Below are 22,893 nucleotides of genomic sequence, written 5' to 3' on the forward strand. Positions count from 1 at the left end.
GACAAGAGTAACGCACATGAGACACAGCCGTCTCATCAGATATGCGAACGTCTCACCGATGTGTGCGAGTGGGACGCCCGCCGCTCAGTGCCAGGGCAGCCGGCCGCGCCGCTCCCAGTAGGCCTGCGGGCCCTCGACGAGGCCCTCGAGGCGGGCGAGCTGGTCGTCGTCGAGGTCGACGACCGCGGCGTGCAGGTTCGACGCGAGCTGGTTCGCGGTGACCGCGCCGGAGAGGACGACCCCGGCCCAGGGCTGCCGCAGGACCCAGGCGAGGGCGACGGCGTCCGTGCCCAGGGAGGCCTCGGCGGCGACGGACTTCAGCTCCTCCGGCGCGTTCGGGTCGGCCAGCCGGCCGTTCCCCAGGCCTTCCTTGACGATCACCGTCAGCCCCGCGTCGTGGGCCTCGGCGAGCGCGGGGGCGGCGGAGGTCTCCAGGAGGTTGTACGTCGACTGGACGGTACGGAAGAGGGGCTCGCCGTCGACCGTCACGGCGAGAGCGGCGCGGATGGCGTCCGCCTGGGCGGGCCCGCTGGTGGAGAAGCCGACGGTGACGCCCGCCGCGGCGGCCTCGGCCAGCCTGGCGTGCAGTTCCTTGTCGGTGAGGGCCGGACTGTCCGGGGTCACCGAATGGATCTGGTAGAGGTCGAGCCGGTCGCCGAGCAGCTCGGCGGTCTCCGCGCGCTGGCGCTCGTACGTCGCCGCGCTGTGGTCCTTCACCTCGTGGTGCTCGGCCTCGATGGTCCAGCCCGCAGTGTAGGTGTAGCCCCATTTGCTGCCGACCACCACGTCGTCGATGTCCGGCCGCTCGTTCAGCCACTCGGCGAGGAACTCCTCCGAACGGCCGTAGGAGCGGGCGACGTCGAAATAGCGCACGCCCTGCGCGTAGGCGGCGTCGAGGAGCTCGTGGGTGCGGGCGCGCAGGACGTCGACGCTGCGCACGGAGGGCAGGTCGGCCTCGCGGCCGAGGTTGATGTAGCCGGGGCGGCCCACGGCGGCGAGCCCCAGACCGATGTGACAGGTGGGAGTCGTCGCAGTGGCGAGACGGGCGAAGGGCATCGCTGGCTCCGTTTCGGTCGGCTCCGGTACGGCTCATGACCAACGTAACCGCGATGACGGCGCTTCACGCGTGGGTCCGGCCCGCGAATGCCGTGCGGCTGCCCACGACGGCACCCGGCGGGCGCCCGCCCCACGGCCGGCACGCGCGTGCGGTCCGCGGCGGGCACGCGCGCGTGCGGTCCGCTGTGGGCACGCGTGCGGTCCGCGACCGGCGCACGCGCACGGGGTCACCGAAGGGAACGTCTCGTGCGGCCCGCGAACACCCACCCGTACGGGTCCGGCGAGCGGCATGCGCTCATGGGGTCCGCGAACACCCGTACGAGCAAGGCGAACGGCACGCGCGAGGGGCCCGTGAACCGCACGCGCGCGTGCCGACCGTCTCAGCCCTGCTTCGCGTCCTTCGCCGTGGCCCACGCGTGCTGGGCCGCCACGTCCGTCTTGAGCTCGGCGAGCTGGACGGCGACCGCCTCGGGTGCCGTACCACCTCGGCCGTTGCGCGAGGCGAGGGCGCCCGGCACGTTCAGGACGGAGCGCACCTCGGGGGTGAGGTGGGCGGAGATCTTCGCGAACTGCTCGTCGGTCAGGCCGTCCAGCTCCTTGCCCTCGGCCTCGGCGACCTTCACGCACTCGCCGGCGACCTCGTGCGCGACCCGGAAGGGCACGCCCTGCTTGACCAGCCACTCGGCGATGTCGGTGGCGAGCGAGAAGCCGGCCGGGGCCAGCTCCTCCATGCGCTCGCGGTGGACGGTGAGCGTGGCCATCATGCCGGTGAAGGCCGGGAGCAGGACCTCCAGCTGGTCGCAGGAGTCGAAGACCGGCTCCTTGTCCTCCTGGAGATCGCGGTTGTACGCGAGCGGGAGTGCCTTGAGGGTCGCCATCAGGCCGGTCAGATTGCCGATCAGACGGCCGGACTTGCCGCGCGCCAGTTCGGCGATGTCCGGGTTCTTCTTCTGCGGCATGATCGACGAGCCGGTCGAGAACGCGTCGTGGAGGGTGACGAAGGAGAACTCCTTCGTGTTCCAGATGATGACCTCCTCGGCGAGCCGGGAGAGGTTCACGCCGATCATCGCGGTGATGAACGCGAACTCGGCCACGAAGTCGCGGGAGGCCGTGCCGTCGATGGAGTTGGCGGCGCTGCCGTGCTCGAAGCCGAGGTCCTTCGCCACCGCCTCCGGGTCCAGGCCGAGGGAGGAGCCGGCCAGGGCGCCCGAGCCATAGGGCGACACGGCCGTCCGCTCGTCCCACTGGCGCAGCCGCTCCGCGTCCCGGGACAGGGACTGGACGTGGGCGAGGACGTGGTGCGCGAAGAGGACCGGCTGGGCGTGCTGGAGGTGGGTGCGGCCCGGCATGGCCACGTCCGGGTGGGCTTCCGCCAGGCCGATCAGCGCGTCCTGGAGCTCGGCGACGAGTCCGCCGATGGTCCGGGCGTGGTCGCGCAGATACATACGGAAGAGGGTCGCTACCTGGTCGTTGCGGGAGCGGCCGGCGCGCAGCTTGCCGCCGAGATCGGGGCCGAGGCGCTCCAGCAGGCCGCGCTCCAGGGCGGTGTGCACGTCCTCGTCGGCGATGGTGCCGACGAAGGAGCCGTCGGCGACGTCGGCCTCGAGCCGGTCGAGTCCCGCGATCATGCGCGTGAGCTCGTCCTCGGTGAGCAGACCCGCCTGGTTCAGCACGCGCGCGTGGGCACGCGAACCGGCGATGTCGTACGGCGCCAGACGCCAGTCGAAGTGGACCGACGCGGACAGCTTGGCCAGGGCCTCGGCGGGACCGTCGGCGAAACGGCCGCCCCAGAGCCGTACGTCACCGCTGTTGCTGCTCACTTGCGTTGCTCCTAGGAAGGTCTGGATGTGCCGCCGCCTCCCCACCCAGGAGTGAGGAGGCGGTTGTCAGGCTAGTGCGTGTGAGGTGTCTCGCAGGCCGTGCCGGGCCCTAGCCGAGGTCCCGCTTCGCGGCGATCTTCGACGACAGGCTGTAGATGTCGATGAAGCCCTTGGCCGCGGCCTGGTCGAAGGTGTCACCCGTGTCGTACGTCGCGAGGTTGAAGTCGTAGAGCGACGACTCGGAACGCCGGCCGGTGACGACGGCGCGACCGCCGTGCAGGGTCATCCGGACGTCGCCGTCGACGTGCTGGTTGGCCTCGTCGATGAAGCCGTCCAGGGCGCGCTTGAGCGGGGAGAACCACTGGCCGTCGTAGACCAGTTCGCCCCAGCGCTGCTCGACCTGCCGCTTGTAGCGGGCCAGTTCGCGCTCGACGGTGACGTTCTCCAGCTCCTGGTGGGCGGTGATCAGCGCGATCGCGCCCGGAGCCTCGTACACCTCGCGGGACTTGATGCCCACGAGCCGGTCCTCGACCATGTCGATCCGGCCGATGCCCTGGGCGCCGGCACGCTCGTTGAGCTGCTGGATGGCCTGCAGGACGCTGACGGCCTTGCCGTCGATGGCGACCGGGACGCCGTGCTTGAAGGTGATGATCACCTCGTCGGCCTCACGGAGTTCGGCCGGGTTCGAGGTGTACTCGTAGATGTCCTCGATCGGGGCGTTCCAGATGTCCTCCAGGAAGCCCGTCTCGACGGCACGCCCGAAGACGTTCTGGTCGATGGAGTACGGGGACTTCTTGGTGGTGGCGATCGGGAGCTGCTTCTCCTCGCAGAAGGCGATCGCCTTGTCCCGGGTCATCGCGTAGTCACGGACCGGGGCGATGCACTTGAGGTCGGGGGCGAGGGCGACGATGCCGGCCTCGAAGCGGACCTGGTCGTTGCCCTTGCCGGTGCAGCCGTGGGCGACCGTGCTGGCACCGTGCTTCTGGGCGGCGGCGACCAGATGCTTGACGATGGTCGGCCGCGACAGGGCGGAGACGAGCGGGTAGCGGTCCATGTAGAGGGCGTTGGCCTTGATCGCCGGGAGGCAGTACTCGTCGGCGAACTCGTCCTTGGCGTCGGCGACCTCGGCCTCGACGGCACCGCAGGCGAGCGCGCGCTTGCGGATGACGTCCAGGTCCTCGCCGCCCTGGCCGACATCCACGGCGACGGCGATGACCTCGGCGCCCGTCTCCTCGGCGATCCAGCCGATGGCGACGGAGGTGTCCAGGCCGCCCGAGTAGGCGAGTACGACGCGCTCGGTCACGGGTTTCTCCTCACAGTGCATTCGCTGACATGCATGAGTATGCAGGTGTCTGCATGGTTCGTCAATCCGGGCGGGTCGGACGCACCGGTCCGGACGGCGGAGGCAATCCGCGAGGGATGCCGGAAGGCCAGGTCAGGCGGGCATGCGCGGGCCGACGACCCCACGGCGAGGGCGCGGCGGGATGCGCCGCACGGGTGACGGCCCGGACGCACCGGACCCGCCGCCCGGGCACCGGCTCGACGGCCGGGCCGGCGCCTCGCCCCCGCGCCGCCCGCACACTCACGAAGCGACTGCGCCGGGCACCGTGGCCGCCCCGCGGAGCGCCGGTCGGGGCGGCCTCGGACCATCGGAACGCGCAATTCCCTTAGACAGACGAAAGACTTTCCCCGATAATCGTTAGACATGGGAAAGACCTATGAGCGCATAGACGGCCGCCTGCGCACCTTCATCGAGGCGCAGCCCCTCTTCTTCACCGCGACCGCACCCCTGTCCGGGGACGGCACGATCAATCTCTCCCCCAAGGGACTCAGCGGATCGTTCGCCGTCCTCGACGAGCTGACCGTGGCCTATCTGGACTTCGCGGGCAGCAACGCCGAGACCATCGCGCACCTGCGCGAGAACGGCCGTATCACCCTCATGTGGTGCGCCTTCCAGGGGCCGCCGAACATCGTCCGGGTGCACGGCCACGGCGAACCGGTCTTCCGCGACGACCCGCGCTTCGGCGAACTGCTCGGGCACTTCCCGGACATCGACCCGGCCTCGCACGGCCTGCGCGCGATCATCGTCGTGAGCGCCGAGCTCGTCCGGGACACCTGCGGCTACGCGGTGCCCTTCATGGCGTACGAGTCGGACCGCGATCTGCACGGGAAGCGCTTCGCCCGCGAGGACGACGCCTCGCTGAGCGCCTACTTCACCAAGAAGGAGCACATCGCGAGCAGCCTCGACGGCCTTCCCGGGCTGCCGTTGCCGCTGCCGCCCAGTACGTTCTGAATCATGCGCCTCGGAGCCGTCGCCCTCGCGTCCGTGTCCTTACTCTCCATGGCTCCGGGCGGTCCGCCGCTCCTTCCCGAGCGGATGGCGGACACGGGCGGCGGCACCCAGCTGATCACCGCCGAGGCGTCCCGCGCCGACGCCACGTCGGGCACGGTCACCTGGTGGGACCTGCGGGACCGGCACTGGGTGAAGTCCGGTTCGGCGGCGGCCCGCTTCGGCGCGAAGGGGCTGACCGAGGGCGGATCACGCCGCCAGGGCACGAACACCACCCCCACGGGGCTGTACGACCTCCCGTACGCCTTCGGCGTCGGGCCCGCGCCGGACGGGACGCGGGCCTCGTACCGCCCGGTGCACCAGGACTCCTGGTGGTGCCAGGACAACGACTCCCACTCGTACAACCGCTGGACCGAGCCCCGGCCCGCCGACTGCCGCGCCGCCGAGTCCGAGCACCTGATCGCGTACCCGACGCAGTACGAGCACGCCTTCGTGATCGGCTTCAACTACGCGCGGCCCGTGCACGGGCGCGGCGCCGGAATCTTCCTGCACGTGGGCGGGCGCGACGCGACGGCCGGTTGCGTGTCGGTGTCCCGGGATGCGATGCGGCGCGTACTCGCGTGGGCCGATCCGGCGCGCGACCCGCACATCGCGATCGGAACGGCGGACGGCCCCACGGCGATCACCAAGTACTAGCCCCGCGCGGCACCGACACCGACACCGGCGGCACGGGGCTCCGGTCGGCAGGTCCTCGGCGGTCCGCTGAACACACGGCGGTCGTGGGCCGTATCTCTGGGCCAGGGGGCCACTCCCCTCGCCCCGTCCCCACGGACGCACACGGAGGAACCGTGTCCACGATCGCCGGTGGTCGCGCCGCGCGGCGCCAGACCATGCGCCGAATCCGCCCACGTCGCTCGCCCGCCGTCCCCTTGCTCGTCGCCGTCTGGGCGGGTGCTGCAGGAGTCGTCTGGCTGTGGTGGAACAACACCCCGTCCATCGCGGACGACAACAGCAGGATCCTGAACGCGGGCCGGATCACCGGGCTGCTCGCCGGCTATCTGATGGCGCTGGTGGTGCTCCAGATGGCGCGGGTGCCCGCCCTGGAACGGCGGGTGGGCTCGGACCGGGTCGCCCGCTGGCACGCCATGAGCGGCCGGTACACGATCTGCCTGGTCCTCGCCCACCTCTTCCTGACGATGTGGGGCTACGCCCTGCAGTCCGGCAAGGGACTCGGCGGGATCGTGCAGCAGACGGTCGACTCCGTCAACCAGTTGCCCGACATGGGCAAGGCGGCGATCGGCACGGGCCTGCTGGTGCTCATCGCGTTCATCTCGATCGGCGGTGTCCGCCGCCTGATCCCGTACGACACCTGGTACCACGTCCACCTGCTGACGTACGCGGCCGTGTTCCTGACGTTCTGGCACCAGCTGTCCACCGGGAACGACTTCGCCGTCGAGCCGGCCGCCAAGACCGTCTGGTACGGGCTGTACGGATCGGTGACCGCGCTCGTGTTCTGGTACCGGATCCTGGCGCCGATCCGCCTCAACCTGAAGCACCGGCTGCGGGTCGAGGCGGTGATCGAGGAGACGCCCGGGATCGTGTCGGTGCTGATCAGCGGGCGCAAACTGCACCGGATGGGCGCGGAGGCGGGACAGTTCTTCCGCTGGCGCTTCCTGGCGCCCGGGATGCGGCTGAGCTCCCACCCGTACTCGCTGTCCGCGGCGCCCCGGCCCACCATGCTGCGGATCACCGTCAAGGCCATCGGCGACCACAGCGAGGCGCTGCGCGACCTGGAGCCCGGCACCCGGGTGTGGGCCGAGGGCCCGTACGGGGCGCTGACGGCGTCCAGGCGCAGCCGCGGCAAGGTGCTCCTGGTGGCGGGCGGCGTCGGCATCACGCCGATGCGGGCGCTGTTCGAGACGCTGCCCGGCGCGTCCGGCGACCTGACACTCCTGTACCGGGCCAACAGCACGCAGGACCTGGCCCTGTGGGACGAGCTGGCCGCCATCGCCAAGGAGCGCGGGGCCCGCCTCATGTACGCGGTGAACAGTCCCGAGGGTGAGCGTCCGGACATCTCGCCCGACAGCCTCCGCCGCAAACTGCCGGACATCGAGCGCCACGACGTGTTCCTGTGCGGGCCGCCCGGCTTCGCACAGCAGGTCTACGAAGCACTGCGCGGGGCGGGCGTTCCCGCCCGCCGCATCCATCACGAGTCGTTCGAGATGTGAGCGACGGGAGTCAGGAGCGATGAAGAAGAGCCACCCCATTCGGCGCGTCGTGCTCGCCACCGCCGCCACCGTGTCCGGGATCGTCCTGCTGCTGTCGCTGAAGCCCGCGTCCGACCCGGCGTCCGCGTCGGCGGCGGGCGGGGCGGCACCGCAGCAGAGCGCCGCGGCCCAGGAATCGCCCCAGGGAGGCGCCTCGAACGCACAGTCCGGCAGCGTCACCGGAGACGTGGTGAAGACGCAGTACGGGCCCGTCCAGGTCCGCATCACCATGAGCGGCGGGAAGATCACCAAGGCCGAGGCCGTGCAGGCGCCGAGCGGCGGGACCAGCGACCAGAAGACCGAGCTGGCCGTGCCCAGGCTCAACCGGGCGGCGGTGACGGCACAGAGCGCGGACATCGACGCGGTCTCGGGAGCCACCTACACCAGCGGCGGCTACAAGCAGTCCCTCCAGTCCGCCCTGGACAAGGCCGGGGCGGCGGGCGGCAAAGCGCCGTCCTCCCCCGCGGGCGGCGGTGCCGCGGCGCAGGCGAGGACGGTCACCGGAGACGTGGCGAGAACCCAGTACGGGCCCGTCCAGGTCCGCATCACCATGAGCGGCGGGAAGATCACCAAGTCGGAGGCCGTGCAGGCCCCGAGCGGCGGACGCAGCAGCGAGGTGACGAACAATGCCGTACCGAAGCTCGACCAGGAGGCCGTCGCCGCCGGCAGCGCGGACATCGACGCGGTCTCCGGAGCCACCTACACCAGCGGCGGCTACAAGCAGTCCCTCCAGTCCGCCCTGGACAAAGCCGGTGGCTGAGCCGGCCGGGGCGCCGCCCGCCCTGCGCCACGCCGAGGAGGTCATGGGCACGGTCTTCTCCTTCGACGTACGGGGAGGCGAGCCGCAGGCCGTGCGGACGGCGCTGGAGGAGGCGGTCGCCGGACTCCACCGGGTGGACGAGGTGTTCAGCACCTACCGCGACGACAGCCAGATCACCCGGCTCGTACGCGGTGAGCTGGGCGTCGAGGAGTGCGACCCGGAGGTGGCCGAGGTGCTCCGCCTCGGCGCCGAGGCGGAGCGGCTGAGCGACGGCTGGTTCAGCACGACGTACGAGGGACGGCTGGATCCGACGGGGATCGTCAAGGGCTGGGCCACCGAGCGTGCGGCGGAGCGTCTCGTCGCGGCCGGGGCGAGCGGGGTGAGTGTCAACGGCGGCGGTGACGTCCAGCTGTTCGGCGTTCCCGGGCCGCACCGCCCGTGGCGGGTCGGGGTGTCGGACCCGTTGCGGCCCGGGTCGCTCGCCGCGGTGGTCTCCGCGGCCGGCGTCGCCGAGCTGGCCGTGGCCACGTCCGGGACCGCCGAGCGCGGCGCCCACATCGTCGACCCGCGCACCGGCAGGTCCGCCGTCACCGATCTCGTCGCGGTGACCGTGGTGGGCCCCCGGCTCACCTGGGTGGACGCCTGGGCCACGGCGGCCTTCGCGATGGGCTCGCGGCAGGCTCTGGACTGGCTGGAATCGCTCCCCGACGTCGAGGCGCTGCTCATCACGGCGGGCGACGAGGTCAGGTGCACGGGCGGTCTCGCCCACCGCCTGGGGTGACCACAGGAGCCCGCAGGCCGTGCGGCCCGGCGCCGCGTGGGCGCCGACGGCCCGCGGCCGGGATCACGAACGCGGGAGGCGGAGGGGTGCCCCCTGTCCGGGGGCGCCCCTCCGCCTCTCGCGGATCAGTGCCCGTTGCCGTTCTGGGCCAGCCGCAGCAGGTGGTCGGCCAGTGCCTGACCGCCCGTGGGATCGCGGCTGATCAGGAGCAGCGTGTCGTCACCGGCGATGGTGCCGAGGATGTCGTGCAGTTCGGCCTGGTCGATCGCGGAGGCCAGGAACTGCGCGGCCCCTGGCGGGGTGCGCAGGACCACGAGGTTCGCGGACGCCTCGGCGGAGATCAGCAGCTCCGCGGAGAGGCGCCGCATCCGCTCCTCCTTCGCCGACTCGCCCAGCGGGGCGCGCGGGGTGCGGAAACCGCCCTCGCTCGGCACCGCGTAGATGAGGTCGCCGTCGTTGTTGCGGATCTTCACCGCGTTCAGCTCGTCCAGGTCCCGGGAGAGCGTCGCCTGGGTGACGCTCAGTCCGTCGTCGGCGAGGAGTTTCGCCAACTGGCTCTGGGAGCGCACCGGTTGCCGGTTGAGGATGTCCACGATCCGGCGGTGGCGTGCGGTGCGGGTCTGCGGCACGGCAGGCCCGACGGGCTCGTGGTCGTGCGCCTGACTCATCGTCGTCGTCCCATTTCTCAGGATCCGTCCCCGTTGGCTGCGTCGAGGACGCCGGGAAGGACCTGGAGAAACGCGTCCACCTCGTCGTCGCCGAGGTTCAGCGGTGGCATCAGCCGTACGACATCGGGGGCGGGCGCGTTCACCAGGAAACCGGCGTCCTGAGCCGCCTGCTGCACCTGGGGCGCGAGCGGCTCGGTGAGCACGATACCCAGGAGCAGCCCCGCACCCCGGACATGGTCGACCAACGGGTGGCCGAGGGACTCGATCGAGCCGCGCAGCTTCTCGCTCTGCCGCTTCACGTTGTCGAGCAGGCCCTCGCCCGCGATCGTGTCGAGCACGGCGAGCCCGGCGGCGCAGACGACCGGGTTGCCGCCGAAGGTCGTGCCGTGGTGGCCGGGCTTGAGCAGGGCGGCGGCCCGGCCGAAGGCGACGGTGGCGCCCAGGGGCAGCCCGCCGCCGAGGCCCTTGGCGAGCGTGACGACGTCGGGCAGGACGCCCTCGTGTGCCTGGTACTCGAACCAGTGGCCGGTCCGTCCGATGCCGGTCTGCACCTCGTCGAGGACGAGGAGGGCTCCGGTGGCGGCGGTGATCGCGCGGGCGGCCTTGAGGTAGCCGGCCGGCGGCACGACGACGCCGTTCTCACCCTGGACGGGCTCGATGATCACCAGCGCGGTGTCCTCGGTGACCGCTTCGGCGAGTGCCTGCGCGTCGCCGTAGGGGACGTGCGTGACGTCGCCGGGCAGCGGCAGGAACGGCTCCTGCTTGGCCGGCTGCCCGGTGAGCGCGAGGGCGCCCATCGTCCGGCCGTGGAAGCCGCCCGTGGTGGCGACCATGTGGGTGCGGCCGGTGAGCCGGCCGATCTTGAAGGCGCCCTCGTTGGCCTCGGCGCCCGAGTTGCAGAAGTAGACCTTGCCGTCGCGGCCGAAGAGCTGGAGGAGCCGTTCGGCGAGGGCGACGGGCGGTTCGGCGATGAACAGGTTGGAGACGTGGCCGAGGGAGGCGATCTGCCTGCCGACGGCCTCGACGACCGCGGGGTGGGCGTGGCCGAGCGCGTTGACCGCGATGCCGCCGACGAAGTCGACGTACTGCTTGCCGTCGGCGTCCCAGAGCTTCGCGCCCTCGCCGCGCACCAGGGGCAGCCGCGGAGTGCCGTAGTTGTCCATCAGCGCGCCCTGCCACCGCTGGGTGAGTTCGGCGTTCGTCGCGTCGCCGGTCATACGGCGTCCCCCTCTGCGTCGGGCACGACCATCGTGCCGATGCCCTCGTCGGTGAAGATCTCCAGCAGGATCGAGTGCTGGACCCGGCCGTCGATGACGCGGGCCGTGGTGACGCCGTTGCGGACGGCGTGCAGACAGCCCTGCATCTTCGGCACCATGCCGCTGGCCAGCTCGGGCAGCAGCTTCTCCAGCTGGGAGGCGGTGAGGCGGCTGATCACCTCGTCGCTGTCGGGCCAGTCCTCGTAGAGACCCTCGACGTCCGTGAGGACCATGAGGGTTTCGGCGCCAAGTGCCGCAGCGAGAGCCGCAGCCGCCGTATCAGCATTGACGTTGTAGACATGTCCGTCGTCCTGGGAGCGGGCGATCGAGGAGACGACCGGGATCCGGCCGTCGGCGAGCAGGGCCTCGATGGCGCCGGTGTCGATGTCGGTGATCTCGCCGACCCGTCCGATGTCGACGCGTTCGCCGTCGATCTCGGGCCGGTGCTTGGTGGCGGTGATGGTGTGGGCGTCCTCGCCGGTCAGTCCGACCGCGAGCGGTCCGTGCTGGTTGAGCAGTCCGACGAGCTCCCGCTGCACCCGTCCGGCGAGCACCATCCGTACGACGTCCATGGCGTCCTCGGTGGTGACGCGCAGGCCGGCCTTGAACTCGCTCACGATGCCGTGCCGGTCGAGGGCTGCGCTGATCTGCGGGCCGCCGCCGTGCACCACGACGGGCTTGAGGCCCGCGTGCCGCAGGAAGACGACGTCCTGGGCGAAGGCGGCCTTCAGCTCGTCGTCGACCATGGCGTTGCCGCCGAACTTGATGACGACGGTCTTGCCGTGGTGCCGGGTCAGCCAGGGCAGCGCCTCGATGAGGGTCTGCGCCTTGGGCAGGGCGGTGTGCTTCCGGGTCACGTTCGTCATGAGGAGTACGCGCTGTTCTCGTGGACGTAGTCAGCGGTGAGGTCGTTGGTCCAGATCGTGGCGGTCTCGGCGCCCGCGGCGAGGTCGGCGACGATGTGGACCTCGCGGTAGCGCATGTCGACGAGTTCGCGGTCCTCGCCCACGCCGCCGTTCTTGCAGACCCAGACGCCGTTGATGGCGACGTTCAGCTGCTCGGGTTCGAATGCGGCGCCGGTGGTGCCGATCGCGGAGAGCACCCGGCCCCAGTTGGGGTCCTCGCCGTGGATCGCGCACTTGAGGAGGTTGTTGCGGGCGATCGAGCGGCCCACCTCGACGGCGTCGGCCTCGCTCGCCGCGTTGACCACCTCGACCCTGATGTCCTTGCTGGCCCCTTCCGCGTCGTGGATGAGCTGCCGGCCGAGGTCGTCGCAGACGGTGCGCACGGCCTCGGCGAACTCCGCGTGGCCGGGGGTGACGCCGGAGGCGCCGGAGGCGAGCAGCAGCACCGTGTCGTTGGTGGACATGCAGCCGTCGGAGTCGATCCGGTCGAAGGTGACCCGGGTCGCGTCGCGCAGCACCTGGTCCAGGGTCGGGCTGTCGACGTCGGCGTCCGTGGTGAGGACGACGAGCATGGTGGCGAGTCCGGGGGCGAGCATGCCCGCGCCCTTGGCCATGCCGCCCACCGTCCAGCCGTCCTTCGTCACCACGGACGTCTTGTGGACGGTGTCGGTGGTCTTGATGGCGATGGCGGCCTTCTCGCCGCCGTGCGCGCTGAGGTGGGCGACGGCCCGGTCGACGCCCGGCAGGAGCTTGTCCATGGGCAGCAGGACGCCGATCAGGCCGGTCGAGCACACGGCGACCGTGCCCGCGCCCACCTCGCCGGTGCCCGCGGCGGTGAGGGACTCGGCGACCTTCTCGGCGGTGGCGTGCGTGTCCTGGAAGCCCTTCGGTCCGGTGCACGCGTTGGCGCCCCCGGAGTTGAGGACGACGGCGGTCAGCTCGCCGCCCCCGAGGACCTGCTGCGACCAGAGCACCGGCGCGGCCTTCACGCGGTTCGAGGTGAAGACGCCCGCGGCGGCGCGGCGCGGACCGTCGTTGACCACGAGGGCCAGGTCCGGGTTGCCGTTCTCCTTGATCCCGGCGGCGATGCCCGCCGCCTGGAATCCCTTGGCTGCCGTGACGCTCACGGTGCGACTCCGATCGTGGAAAGCCCTGTGGTCTCGTCGAGACCGAGGGCGATGTTCATGCTCTGGACGGCACCGCCCGCGGTGCCCTTGGTCAGGTTGTCGATGGCGCTGATCGCGATGATGCGGTGCGCGGCGGCGTCGTACGCGACCTGGACCTGAACGGCGTTGGAACCGTGGACGGACGCCGTGGCGGGCCACTGTCCCTCGGGCAGCAGGTGCACGAACGGCTCGTCGGCGAACGCCTTCTCGTACGCGGTCCGCACGGACTCGGCGGTGACGCCGTCCCGCGCCTTGGCGCTGCACGTGGCGAGGATGCCGCGGGGCATCGGCGCCAGGGTGGGCGTGAAGGACACGGTGACCGGCTCGCCGGCCGTCCCGCCGAGGTTCTGGATCATCTCGGGGGTGTGCCGGTGGACGCCGCCGACGCCGTACGGCGACATGGAGCCCATGACCTCGCTGCCGAGGAGGTGCGCCTTGGGTGCCTTGCCGGCACCGGACGTGCCGGACGCGGCGACGATCACGGCCTCGGGCTCGGCGAGCCCGGCCGCGTACGCCGGGAAGAGTGCGAGCGTGGCGGCCGTGGGGTAGCAACCGGGCACCGCGATGCGCTTGGACCCCTCCAGCGCAGCGCGGGCACCCGGCAGTTCGGGGAGGCCGTAGGGCCAGGTCCCGGCGTGCGCGGAGCCGTAGAACCGTTCCCAGTCGGCCGGATCCTTCAGCCGGAAGTCGGCACCCATGTCGACCACGAGGACGTCCGGGCCGAGCTGCTCGGCGACGGCGGCGGACTGTCCGTGCGGGAGGGCGAGGAACACGACGTCGTGACCGCCGAGCACGTCGGTGATGGTCTCCTGCAGCACGCGGTCCGCGAGCGGCAGCAGGTGCGGCTGGAGCGCGCCCAGACGCTGGCCCGCGTTGGAGTTGCCGGTCAGGGCGCCGATCTCGATGCCGGGGTGGACGAGGAGCAGGCGCAGCAGCTCTCCGCCCGCGTACCCGCTCGCTCCCGCCACTGCCGCTCGTACCGTCATGGAACCCTCCTCCTGGATGGCATGACTATACGTTTCGGCGCACGTTTATGCAATCCGCTGCATGGATACGCAGGAGCCTTATTCATGTCCATGACAATCATGGGACCTGGAGGTCCGCCTCCCACTCGGGGCACGGCGGCGCGGGGCGTGCTCGGACGACGGGACGGGGCGCGCGGGCGCCGACGCCCCGTCGACGGCAACGGATCAGGAACGCGAGTCGCCGGATCCCGCGGCGCGGGCCACCTGCTCCGCCTTCTTCTCCTTGATCCGGGCGGCCTCCTTGCGGACGTCCGCCTGCGTGGCGCGCTCGCGCCGCAGCCACTCCGGGTCCTGTGCCTTCAGCGCCTCGATCTGCTCGGTGGTGAGCGCCTCGGTGACCCCGCCCCGGGCGAGACCGGCGATGGAGACGCCCAGCCTGGACGCGACCACCGGCCGCGGGTGCGGGCCGTCCCGGCGCAGGTCTCGCAGCCATTGCGGCGGGTCGGACTGCAGCGCACTCAGCTCGGCACGCGAGACGACACCCTCCCGGAACTCGGCGGGGGTGGCCTCGAGGTACACACCCAGCTTCTTGGCCGCGGTGGCGGGCTTCATCGTCTGGGTGGTCTGGTGCGACGTCATGCGTCAAGGGTAACGAGCGTGCGAGGCGCCGCCGACCAGAACCGCTGCCCGCCGCCACGGTCCTCACGACCGGTAACCTGACCAGGTGACTGGCTCCGAAGCACCCCCCTCGTTCCGGCTCGCCTACGTTCCGGGGGTCACACCCGCCAAGTGGGTGCGGATCTGGAACGAGCGGCTTCCCGACATCCCCCTGACCCTGGTCGCGGTGACCGCCGCCGATGCGTTCGGGCTGCTACGCGACAGGGGCGCCGACGCGGGCCTCGTCCGCCTGCCGGTCGACCGGACCGACCTCAGCGCGATCCCCCTCTACACCGAGACCACGGTGGTCGTGGTCCCCAAGGACCACGTCGTGGCGGCCGTCGACGAGGTCACCACGGAGGATCTCGCCGACGACATCGTGCTGCACCCCCTGGACGACACCCTCGAATGGGAGCGTCTGCCGGGGAAGCCCGCCTTCGAGCGGCCGGCCACCACGGCGGACGCCGTCGAACTGGTGGCGGCGGGCATCGGCGTCCTCGTCGTGCCGCAGTCGCTCGCCCGTCTCCACCACCGCAAGGACCTCACCTACCGGCCGGTCACGGACGCGCCGGAGTCCCGCGTCGCCCTGTCCTGGCCGGCGGACGAGACCACCGACATGGTGGAGGACTTCATCGGGATCGTCCGCGGCCGCACCGTGAACAGCTCGCGCGGGCGTACTCCGGCCGCCGCCCGGTCGAAGGCCGAGTCCGCCGCCAGGACGTCGGCCAAGCGGTCCGGCACCGGTGGCGGCACTCGGCAGAAGTCCACCGGCGGCACGGCGGGCGGGCAGGGCCGGCGCGGCGGCAGCGCCAAGGGTGGGGCCGGCGGCGCGAAGGGCGGAGCACGGCGGGGCAAGCCGCGTCGCCGCTCCTGACCCGGGCGGTCGCGAAGAGGGCCGGCGCCCAGCACGCGCCCGCCCGTTCGGGAGCCTTGCGACCGGCCCGCCGGAAGTGATCCCCGACGGCGCTTGACCTGGAGCGCGCTCCAGGTTCTACGGTCTTGTCATGACCAGCGGACAGCCTCTCCCGGGCGGCCAGGAGCCGACGCTCACGATCTCCGAGGTCGTGGAGCGCACCGGCCTCTCGCACGACACGCTGCGGTACTACGAGAAGGCCGGCCTCATCGAACGGGTCGGCCGGACGACCGGGAACCAGCGGCGCTACGCGGCGGCCGACCTGGCGTGGCTGGAATTCCTGATCCGGCTGCGCGAAACGGGCATGTCGATCGCGGACATGCAGCGGTTCGCCGAGCTGCGCTCGCGGGGCGGGATCAGCGTCCCCGACCGGCTGGCGATGCTCCGCGCGCACCGCGCCGACCTCGCGGACCGCATGCGCGCGCTGCGCCGCAACGCGACCGCCCTCGACGACAAGATCGACCACTACGAACGGCTGCTCGGTCAGCCGGGAACGGACGACGAGACATGAGCGACGCCACCACCCGCGAAGAGCGTTTCGAGCACGGCATGGACGTCCTGAAGCGGGTCGACGGCGAGGTCGGGCAGCGGGTCGTCGACTCGCTCAGCGACATCAGCCCCGAACTCGGCCACCAGATCGTCGCGTGGGCCTTCGGCGACATCTACGACCGGCCCGGACTCGTCGCGCGTGACCGCCAGTTGGTGACGCTCGGCATGCTCACCGCCCTGGGCGGCTGCGAGCCCCAGCTCGAAGTGCACGTCAACGCGGCGTTGAACGTGGGGCTTTCGCCCGAGCAGATCGTCGAGGCGATGCTGCACTCGGTGGTGTACTGCGGGATACCGAAGGCGATGAACGCGACGCTGGTCGCGAAGAAGGTGTTCGCCGAGCGTGGGCTGCTGCCCGACGGGCGGCAGCCCACGCCGGCCGCCGCTGCCTCCGCCTGATCCGCAGGAAGGTGACGGAGTTCGCCGGGAAGGTGCACGTGAACCTGTCGGCGACCCCTTGGAGGGTGGACGGCATCGGAGCCACCGGTGCGGCCGTCTCGGTGTTCACCGGCTCGGGCGCGGCCGCAAGAGTGGTCACCCGGGCCTTGGGGGCGGACTTCGTGCCACCGAGGTCGATCGCCGTACGGACCGCCCGCGCCTGGGCGTTGACCACTCTCACGACGAGGTCGCCGCTGTTCACGCGATCACCGTCCACCCCGAGCGGTCCGGCGCGAAGATCGACGACACCATGTACGGCGTCCTCTTCGACCACGGCGGCGTACGACGAGGGCAGGAGCGCGTCGATGGGGCGCGCGACATCGCACGGGACGGAGAGCGGGACACCATGGGCGAGTTCTGGCCAGTGCCGGATGTGCTCTCGTACCTGGCCGGGAGCTGGCGGGTGAGCCGCACCGTGCGCGACCTCGCGAGCGGCGCGGAGGGGCACTTCACCGGTACGACGGTCTTCGCACCGCCGCAGGGTGCGGAGCAAACGGGGCTGCTGCACCACGAGTCGGGCACGTTCACCTGGCAGGGCGTCACCCGGCCCGCCGAGCGGACACTGCGGTTCCTGCCGGGGGCGGTCCCGGCTGCCGCCCTCGTGCAGTTCTCCGACGGCCGTCCCTTCCACGACCTGGATCTGACGACCGGCCGGCACATCGCCGACCATCCCTGCTCGGCCGACCTCTACCGGGGCGAGTTCTCGGTGTACGCGCAGGACCGCTGGCGCACGGTGTGGCGGGTCGGGGGGCCGGCCAAGAATCTGGTCCTGACCACGGACTACGGGCGCGGGGACTGACCGGCCGGGGTCGGGGCGCCGGGCTTCGGCGAACCGACAGGGCCGACGGCCCCGCGGGCACACGAGAACGCGGGGGTCTCCCCGGCCGGGGGGCGGTGCGAGCGCTACACGCGTTGCTCCGCCGACTCCAGCCGCAGGTTCCAGCGACGGTTGTTGCCGGTGAGGGTGACGGTCGACAGGGGGCGCACGTCGATGTTCCAGTACGTCGACGGCTGGGCCCTGAGCGCGTAGACGAGGGCGGCGCGCACCACCGACGGCTCCGCCACGGCGACGATGCGGCTCCCGTCGTCGACGGGCCGGGTGTCGAGCCATCCGCCGACGCGCTGGATGAAGCCCAGCAGGGACTCGCCGCCGTGCGGGGCGGAGCGCGGGTCGGCGAGCCAGGCGTCCACGGCGTCGGGCTCGCGGGCCATCGCCTCGCCGAGCGTGAAGCCGCGCCACCGGCCCATGTCGCAGTCGCGCAGCGCGAGCTGCACGAGGGGCGCGTAGCCGAGGGCGTCGCCGGTGGCCCTGCTGCGGGGGGTCGGCGAGCAGTAGCGCAGCTCGGACGCCGCCAGCGGGACCAGTCCGGCGGCCGAGCGCTGCACCTCGTCCCAGCCCGCCTGGTCCAACGGCCTGTCGTCCTCGAAGCGCTCCGCGAGCAGCGAGGAGCTGCGCGCGGCGGCGACGAACGTGACCCGAAGATGCATGGGCAGATCGTGGAACGCGGGACTCCGCAGGTCAAGGGGCGTTACGCAAGGTATACCCGGACTTACCGAAGCATCAGCGCCATCCACTGGTCCGGCCGGTCGAGCGGCGTGAAACCCAGCTTCTCGTAAACGCCGTGCGCGTCGTGCGTGGCGAGCAGGACGCGGCGCAGCCCGAGCGGGCCGAGGTGGTCGCGGACCGCGGCGACCAGCGCGGTGCCCAGTCCCCTGCCGCGCGCCGAGGGGGCGACGTAGACGTCGCAGAGCCACGCGAAGGTGGCCTCGTCGGTCACCACCCGGGCGTAGGCGACCTGCTCGCCGGACGCCTCCTCGTACCCACCGAAGTTGAGCGACCCCGCGATCGCGCGGTCCTGCTTCTCACGGGGGCGGCCGAGCGCCCAGTACGCGTCCGCGGACAGCCACCGGTGAACACGGTCGACGTCGATCCGGGCGGTGTCGGCGGATATCTCGTAGCCCTCGGGGAGGGGGTGCACATCGCTCATGACGGGGAGGGTCGCAGTCACGGGCCCGGGGCGTCGAGGCGTTTTCGCCTCCCGACCGGATGCCCGCAGACCCCCGAGGCTCCGTTCCACCCGGTCGGCGCGGGCCCGCGCGGGCCGTCAGCCGAGCACCTCGTCGCAGGCGGCCCGCAGCCTGCGCACGCCCTCGGCGATCTCCTCCGCGTTCGCGACCGCCGCGAAGCTCAACCGGAGGTGCGCGGCCGGAGGTTCGGCGCTGAAGTACGGACGGCCGGGCGTGAGCGCCACGCCGCTGCGCAGGGCCGCGGCCACCAGCGTGGCCTCGTCCATGCCGTCGGGCAGCCGCAGCCAGAGGTGGTAGCCGCCGGACGGGACATGGGGCAGCGCTAGTTCGGGCAGTCGCAGCCGCAGCGCGGCTGTCATCGTGTCGCGGCGCGCCTTCAACTCGGCCGACAGGGAGCGCAGATGACGCGGCCAGGCGGGCGAGCCGACGAGTTCGAGCGCGGCCTCCTGGAACGGGCGCGGCACGAAGAAGCTGTCGACGATCTGGATGGCGCGCAACCGCTCCAGGACCGGGCCGCGCGCCACGAGCGCGGCGACCCGGAAGCTCGGCGAGGTCGCCTTGGTCAGGGACCCGACGTGCACGACGACCCCGTCGGGGTCCTCGGCTGCCATCGGGCGCGGCAGCGGACCGCTGTCCGCGTGCACCAGGCGCCGCACGAAGTCGTCCTCGACGACGAAGGCGCCCGCGTCGCGCGCGATGCGCACCACCTCGCCCCGGCGCTCGGGGGCGAGGACGGCTCCGGTCGGGTTCTGGAACAGCGGCTGGCAGACGAAGACCCGCGCGCCGGTCGCGGCGAAGGCGTCGGCGAGCAGGGTGGGCTTCACGCCGTCCGCGTCGACGGGCACCGGCACGGGCCGCAGCCCGGCCGCGCGGGCGATCGCCAGCATGCCCGGATAGGTGGGTGACTCGACGAGCACGGGCGCGCCGGGCGGTGCGAGCGCGCGCAGGGCGGTGGTCAGCGCCGACTGGCCGCCGGCGGTGACGAGCACCTCGGCCGCGGTGATCGCGCCGCCGATGCCCCGCGCGAACCATTCACGCAGGTCCGCGAGTCCCTCCATGGGCGGCCTCGACCAGGCGCCGGGGCGGCGCCCCGCCCGGGACAGGGCCGCGCCCATCGCCCGCTCGGGCTGGAGCGAGGGGTGCAGATAGCCGCCGTTGAACTCGACGACGCCGGGCGCCGGGGCGTCCAGGGAGACCAGTACGCCGGACGCGTCCACCGTGCGCGGTACGAGTTCGGCGGCGGCGTCGGCGCTGAGCGCCACCTCCTGCCAGGAGGTGTCCCCGGCGGGCTCTGCGGCGACGCGCGGCCGGGCGCGGAACGCCCCCGCGCCGGGGCGGGTGACGACGAGCCCTTCGACGGCGAGCTGTGCCAGTGCCCGTGAGACGGTCACCGGGCTGACGCGGAACCGCTCGACGAGTGCGCGACTCGACGGCAGCTTTCCACCTGGCGAGTAGCGGTCGAGTTCTCGCCGCAGCTGATTCGCCAGCTCGGCCACACTGCTACGCTCTTGCATGAGAGCACAGGATAGCGCTACTGACGGAACCCCGATAGCGGTCAGCACCGCCGGGACCGGCGCCACCGGAGACGGCCCCCAGCCCCTGGACAGCGGCGCAGCGACCGCCCGCGACGACCGCCGCGCCGGTCTCGTCGCCACGGCACGCACCACCGCCGACGCCGGGAGCGCGTCCGTCGCCACCGCCACCGCCGGGAGCGCGTCCGTCGCCGAGGGCCGAACCCAGGGGCCGGACGGAACCGACGCGCGCCGCACGCCCACGGACCGCGGCGCACCCCCCGCAGGCGGCGGAGCCGGCCGCGCGGCCCGCCGCGCGGGCACCCTCCAGGCCGCCCTCGGCGTCACCGCCTTCTCCCTCACCTTTCCGGCCACCGCCTGGGGCCTGGAGGGCTTCGGCCCCTGGTCCCTGGTGGCCGTCCGCAGCGTGCTGGCGGCGGCGATCGCCGGCGGCTGCCTGGCGGCACTGCGGGTGCCGGTGCCGGGCCGCCGCCACTGGGCGGGGCTCGCCGTCGTGGCCGCGGGCGTCGTGCTCGGCTTCCCCCTGCTGACGACCCTCGCCCTGGAGACCTCGACCACCGCGCACGCCGCGGTGGTGGTGGGGCTGCTGCCGCTGACGACGGCGCTGTTCTCCACGCTGCGCACCGGCGCACGGCCCTCGCGGATGTTCTGGTTCGCGGCCCTCGCGGGAGCGGCGGCGGTGATCGCGTTCACCGTGCAGCAGAGCGGCGGCGCCCTGACCGGTGCGGACGCCTATCTCTTCGGCGCGCTGCTGGTCTGCGCGGCGGGCTACACGGAGGGCGGCCGGCTCTCCCGGGCCATGCCGGGCTGGCAGGTCGTCGGCTGGGCGCTGGTCCTGTGCCTGCCGCTCACCGTGCCGGGCATGCTGGTCGCGCTGTCCCACGAGCCGGTCCGGCTGACCGCGCACAGCGTGACGGGTCTGCTGTGGGTGGCGGCCGGTTCGCAGTTCCTCGGCCTGGTCGTCTGGTACCGGGGCATGGCGTCCATCGGCATTCCGAAGGCCAGCCAGTTGCAGCTGGCGCAGCCGCTGCTCACACTGGTGTGGTCGGTACTGCTCCTGGGCGAGCAGCTCACACCGGCCGCACCCCTGACGGCCGCCGCCGTTCTGGTCTGCATCGCGCTCACCCAGCGGGCGCGCGGCTGACCGGCACGCACGGGCCGGTCCAACCGGCGCCACCAGCCGTAGACTTGCGGCCACGGACCGCACACTCCCGTACACGACGAGGAGACCGTTCAGATGCGTGCAAACAAGGGCGACCAGCTTGTGCAGCACGGCAGGGTTGTCGGTCAGCACGACAAGGTCGCGGAGATCACCGAGGTGATGGGGGCGCAGGGCGCTCCACCGTACCGCGTGCGATTCGAGGACGGGCACGAGGCCGTGTGCTCACCGGGCCCCGACTCCGAGATCCGCCACAAGGACATGAGGCAGCAGTGACCATCGGCTCTCACGCTCGGCGCGCTCGGCGCGGAGGTGTCGCCGGCCGCTGGTAGTGGTCGGCGACGACCCGCGCCATCGCGCCGATGCGGTCGGAGCCGGCCTCCGTCGCCGAGAAGAAGGCATGCCCGCGCACCTCGGCGCAGTCGCCGGCGAGGGTGAGGTGACGGGAGAGTTCGGCCGGGTCCCGCCAGGCTTCGGGCTGCCCCGGTGCGCCGGCCTTGTACAGCGCCTCCCCGACGTAGAGCCGCACGCGCGTGTCCCGGGTGACGTCCGCCCACCAGGGCAGCAGTTCGGCGTAGTCCGCGTCGGCGAAGCCGATGTTCCAGTAGAGCTGCGGACAGATGTAGTCGATCCACTGCTCCCTGACCCACTTCCTGGTGTCGGCGTGCAGGTCGTCGTACGTCTGGACGTGGGCCGCCGTCGCCGATCCGAGCGGGTCGGTCGCCGTGTTGCGCCACACCCCGAAGGGGCTGATCCCGAAAGACGCGGCGGGCCGGGTGCGCGCGAGGGCCTGCGACATCTCCAGCACCAGCCGGTCGATGTTGTGCCGCCGCCAGGAGGCCCGGTCCGGGAAGCCGGCACCGTGTTCCTCGTAGGCCGCGTCGTCGTCGAAGGCCTCGCCGTCGACGGGATACGGGTAGAAGTAGTCGTCCCAGTGGACGGCGTCGACCGGATACCTGCGCACCGCGTCGAGCATCGCGTCCTGCACGAAGGCCCGGACCTGCGGCAGTCCGGGGTTGTAATAGAGCCGTCCGCCGTACGGCACGATCCAGTCGGGGTGTCTGCGGGCCGGGTGCGCGGGGGCCAGCCGGGCGGGGTCGGTGTGATTCGCGACGCGGTACGGGTTGAACCAGGCGTGCAGCTCCAGTCCGCGTGCGTGCGCCTCGCGGACCGCGGTGTCCAGCGGGTCCCAGCCGGGGTCCTGGCCCTGGACGCCGGTGAGCACCTCGGACCACGGCTCGTACGGCGAGGGCCACAGAGCGTCGGCAGCGGGGCGCACCTGGAACATCACCGTGTTCAGTCTCAGCCGTACGGCCGTGTCGAGACGGTCGAGGAGCTCGGCGCGCTGCCGGTCGGGGCTCAGTCCGCCGCGCGAGGGCCAGTCGCGGCAGGAGACCGTGGCCAGCCACATGCCGCGGAACTCGCCCGCCGTCCGGTGAGGCCGCGCCGGAGCCGGCGCAGGGTCCGGGGCCGGGTCCGCGCCCGCCCCGGCGTCGCCCTGGGCGGCCAGTCCCGACAGGGCCGCCACCGCGGTCGCAGCGAACGTCCGGCGTGACAGCAGCCCCATCTCCGCGTCCCTTCACGCACCCGGTCCGCGCCGTCACGGACCGCCATTTCGCCCCAGGATGCCGGACCCCGGCGATCGATCATCGATACTTGGCGGTAACGTGCACGTTCGGAGCAGGC

24 protein-coding genes and 1 pseudogene are annotated in these 22,893 nt (G+C 72.3%); 11 read left to right on the plus strand and 14 right to left on the minus strand.

Annotated elements, in window-relative coordinates:
* Positions 1-84: 84 nt before the first annotated feature.
* The 3 genes from H305_RS0117710 to H305_RS0117720 form a co-directional block, all read right to left on the minus strand.
* Positions 85-1,056, minus strand: coding sequence for an aldo/keto reductase (locus H305_RS0117710; RefSeq protein WP_028801538.1), 972 nt, complete (start codon positions 1,054-1,056; stop codon positions 85-87).
* Between the two features lie 380 nt (positions 1,057-1,436).
* The gene (gene argH, locus H305_RS0117715; RefSeq protein WP_028801539.1) at positions 1,437-2,876 is read right to left on the minus strand and encodes an argininosuccinate lyase; all 1,440 of its coding nucleotides are present in this window, start codon (positions 2,874-2,876) and stop codon (positions 1,437-1,439) included.
* Positions 2,877-2,985: 109 nt separating this feature from the next.
* Positions 2,986-4,179 (minus strand): argininosuccinate synthase, encoded by a 1,194-nt coding sequence (locus tag H305_RS0117720; protein WP_028801540.1) that lies wholly within the window; start codon positions 4,177-4,179, stop codon positions 2,986-2,988.
* A 402-nt stretch (positions 4,180-4,581) separates the two neighbouring features.
* On the opposite strand from H305_RS0117720, the gene H305_RS0117725 reads away from it, so the two are divergent.
* The 5 genes from H305_RS0117725 to H305_RS0117745 all read left to right on the plus strand — a co-directional run bounded on the left by H305_RS0117725 (position 4,582) and on the right by H305_RS0117745 (position 8,974).
* The gene (locus H305_RS0117725; RefSeq protein WP_028801541.1) at positions 4,582-5,169 is read left to right on the plus strand and encodes a pyridoxamine 5'-phosphate oxidase family protein; all 588 of its coding nucleotides are present in this window, start codon (positions 4,582-4,584) and stop codon (positions 5,167-5,169) included.
* Positions 5,170-5,172: 3 nt separating this feature from the next.
* Positions 5,173-5,862, plus strand: a complete 690-nt coding sequence (locus tag H305_RS0117730) for a L,D-transpeptidase family protein (RefSeq protein ID WP_028801542.1) — start codon at positions 5,173-5,175, stop codon at positions 5,860-5,862.
* Positions 5,863-6,056: 194 nt separating this feature from the next.
* The gene (locus H305_RS0117735) at positions 6,057-7,394 is read left to right on the plus strand and encodes a ferric reductase-like transmembrane domain-containing protein (protein ID WP_051370715.1); all 1,338 of its coding nucleotides are present in this window, start codon (positions 6,057-6,059) and stop codon (positions 7,392-7,394) included.
* Positions 7,395-7,413: 19 nt separating this feature from the next.
* Positions 7,414-8,193 carry an FMN-binding protein gene (locus H305_RS0117740; RefSeq protein WP_028801544.1) on the plus strand — a complete coding sequence of 260 codons (780 nt, stop codon included), beginning with the start codon at positions 7,414-7,416 and terminating at the stop codon, positions 8,191-8,193.
* Positions 8,186-8,974, plus strand: coding sequence for an FAD:protein FMN transferase (locus H305_RS0117745; RefSeq protein ID WP_028801545.1), 789 nt, complete (start codon positions 8,186-8,188; stop codon positions 8,972-8,974). The genes H305_RS0117740 and H305_RS0117745 overlap by 8 nt, the downstream gene beginning before the upstream one ends.
* A 125-nt stretch (positions 8,975-9,099) precedes the next feature.
* On the opposite strand, the gene H305_RS0117750 is transcribed toward H305_RS0117745, so the two are convergent.
* The 6 genes from H305_RS0117750 to H305_RS0117775 form a co-directional block, all read right to left on the minus strand.
* Positions 9,100-9,642 (minus strand): arginine repressor, encoded by a 543-nt coding sequence (locus H305_RS0117750; protein ID WP_028801546.1) that lies wholly within the window; start codon positions 9,640-9,642, stop codon positions 9,100-9,102.
* Positions 9,643-9,659: 17 nt separating this feature from the next.
* A complete protein-coding gene (locus H305_RS0117755; RefSeq protein WP_028801547.1) occupies positions 9,660-10,859 on the minus strand; it encodes an acetylornithine transaminase in 1,200 nt (399 codons plus the stop codon).
* Positions 10,856-11,764: an acetylglutamate kinase gene (argB, locus tag H305_RS0117760; RefSeq protein ID WP_028801548.1), complete on the minus strand. Its 909-nt coding sequence runs from the start codon at positions 11,762-11,764 to the stop codon at positions 10,856-10,858. The genes H305_RS0117755 and argB overlap by 4 nt, the downstream gene beginning before the upstream one ends.
* Positions 11,761-12,930, minus strand: a complete 1,170-nt coding sequence (argJ, locus tag H305_RS0117765) for a bifunctional glutamate N-acetyltransferase/amino-acid acetyltransferase ArgJ (RefSeq protein WP_028801549.1) — start codon at positions 12,928-12,930, stop codon at positions 11,761-11,763. The genes argB and argJ overlap by 4 nt, the downstream gene beginning before the upstream one ends.
* Positions 12,927-13,955 carry an N-acetyl-gamma-glutamyl-phosphate reductase gene (argC, locus tag H305_RS0117770; RefSeq protein WP_028801550.1) on the minus strand — a complete coding sequence of 343 codons (1,029 nt, stop codon included), beginning with the start codon at positions 13,953-13,955 and terminating at the stop codon, positions 12,927-12,929. Before argC ends, argJ begins: the two co-directional genes overlap by 4 nt.
* Before the next feature lie 204 nt (positions 13,956-14,159).
* Positions 14,160-14,573 carry a DUF5997 family protein gene (locus H305_RS0117775; RefSeq protein WP_028801551.1) on the minus strand — a complete coding sequence of 138 codons (414 nt, stop codon included), beginning with the start codon at positions 14,571-14,573 and terminating at the stop codon, positions 14,160-14,162.
* Between the two features lie 85 nt (positions 14,574-14,658).
* Here H305_RS0117775 and H305_RS0117780 point away from each other — a divergent pair, with 85 nt between their 5' ends.
* From H305_RS0117780 to H305_RS46340, 3 genes are all read left to right on the plus strand, one after another.
* On the plus strand, positions 14,659-15,465 hold the full coding sequence (locus H305_RS0117780; RefSeq protein ID WP_028801552.1) for a LysR family transcriptional regulator substrate-binding protein: 807 nt from the start codon (positions 14,659-14,661) through the stop codon (positions 15,463-15,465).
* Between the two features lie 130 nt (positions 15,466-15,595).
* A complete protein-coding gene (locus H305_RS0117785; protein ID WP_028801553.1) occupies positions 15,596-16,015 on the plus strand; it encodes a MerR family transcriptional regulator in 420 nt (139 codons plus the stop codon).
* Complete coding sequence (locus H305_RS46340; RefSeq protein ID WP_037764434.1) at positions 16,012-16,449, plus strand: carboxymuconolactone decarboxylase family protein; 438 nt, start codon at positions 16,012-16,014, stop codon at positions 16,447-16,449. The genes H305_RS0117785 and H305_RS46340 overlap by 4 nt, the downstream gene beginning before the upstream one ends.
* Here H305_RS46340 and H305_RS54855 read toward each other — a convergent pair.
* A pseudogene (locus H305_RS54855) lies at positions 16,439-16,684 on the minus strand (hypothetical protein); the annotation flags it as partial. The gene H305_RS46340 and the pseudogene H305_RS54855 sit on opposite strands and share 11 nt — an antisense overlap.
* Before the next feature lie 150 nt (positions 16,685-16,834).
* Here H305_RS54855 and H305_RS0117795 point away from each other — a divergent pair.
* Positions 16,835-17,287 carry a DUF6314 family protein gene (locus H305_RS0117795; protein WP_028801554.1) on the plus strand — a complete coding sequence of 151 codons (453 nt, stop codon included), beginning with the start codon at positions 16,835-16,837 and terminating at the stop codon, positions 17,285-17,287.
* 104 nt (positions 17,288-17,391) lie between these two features.
* Here H305_RS0117795 and H305_RS0117800 read toward each other — a convergent pair whose 3' ends face one another.
* The 3 genes from H305_RS0117800 to H305_RS0117810 form a co-directional block, all read right to left on the minus strand.
* Positions 17,392-17,976 (minus strand): histidine phosphatase family protein, encoded by a 585-nt coding sequence (locus H305_RS0117800; RefSeq protein ID WP_028801555.1) that lies wholly within the window; start codon positions 17,974-17,976, stop codon positions 17,392-17,394.
* A 62-nt stretch (positions 17,977-18,038) separates the two neighbouring features.
* Entirely contained in the window at positions 18,039-18,476 is a 438-nt protein-coding gene (locus H305_RS0117805; RefSeq protein ID WP_028801556.1) for a GNAT family N-acetyltransferase, read from the minus strand.
* A 117-nt stretch (positions 18,477-18,593) separates the two neighbouring features.
* Entirely contained in the window at positions 18,594-20,030 is a 1,437-nt protein-coding gene (locus H305_RS0117810) for a PLP-dependent aminotransferase family protein (RefSeq protein ID WP_028801557.1), read from the minus strand.
* Between H305_RS0117810 and H305_RS0117815 the strand changes: the two genes are divergently transcribed.
* Together H305_RS0117815 and H305_RS0117820 are read left to right on the plus strand one after the other, a co-directional pair.
* Positions 20,029-21,192: a DMT family transporter gene (locus tag H305_RS0117815; protein ID WP_028801558.1), complete on the plus strand. Its 1,164-nt coding sequence runs from the start codon at positions 20,029-20,031 to the stop codon at positions 21,190-21,192. The two genes, H305_RS0117810 and H305_RS0117815, sit on opposite strands and share 2 nt — an antisense overlap.
* Before the next feature lie 93 nt (positions 21,193-21,285).
* Entirely contained in the window at positions 21,286-21,483 is a 198-nt protein-coding gene (locus H305_RS0117820; RefSeq protein WP_028801559.1) for a DUF1918 domain-containing protein, read from the plus strand.
* A gap of 10 nt (positions 21,484-21,493) precedes the next feature.
* On the opposite strand, the gene H305_RS0117825 is transcribed toward H305_RS0117820, so the two are convergent.
* A complete protein-coding gene (locus H305_RS0117825) occupies positions 21,494-22,774 on the minus strand; it encodes a glycoside hydrolase family 10 protein (protein WP_028801560.1) in 1,281 nt (426 codons plus the stop codon).
* Positions 22,775-22,893 lie beyond the last annotated feature (119 nt).

Source organism: Streptomyces sp. 142MFCol3.1 (assembly GCF_000424945.1).
Lineage (GTDB): Bacteria > Actinomycetota > Actinomycetes > Streptomycetales > Streptomycetaceae > Streptomyces > Streptomyces siamensis.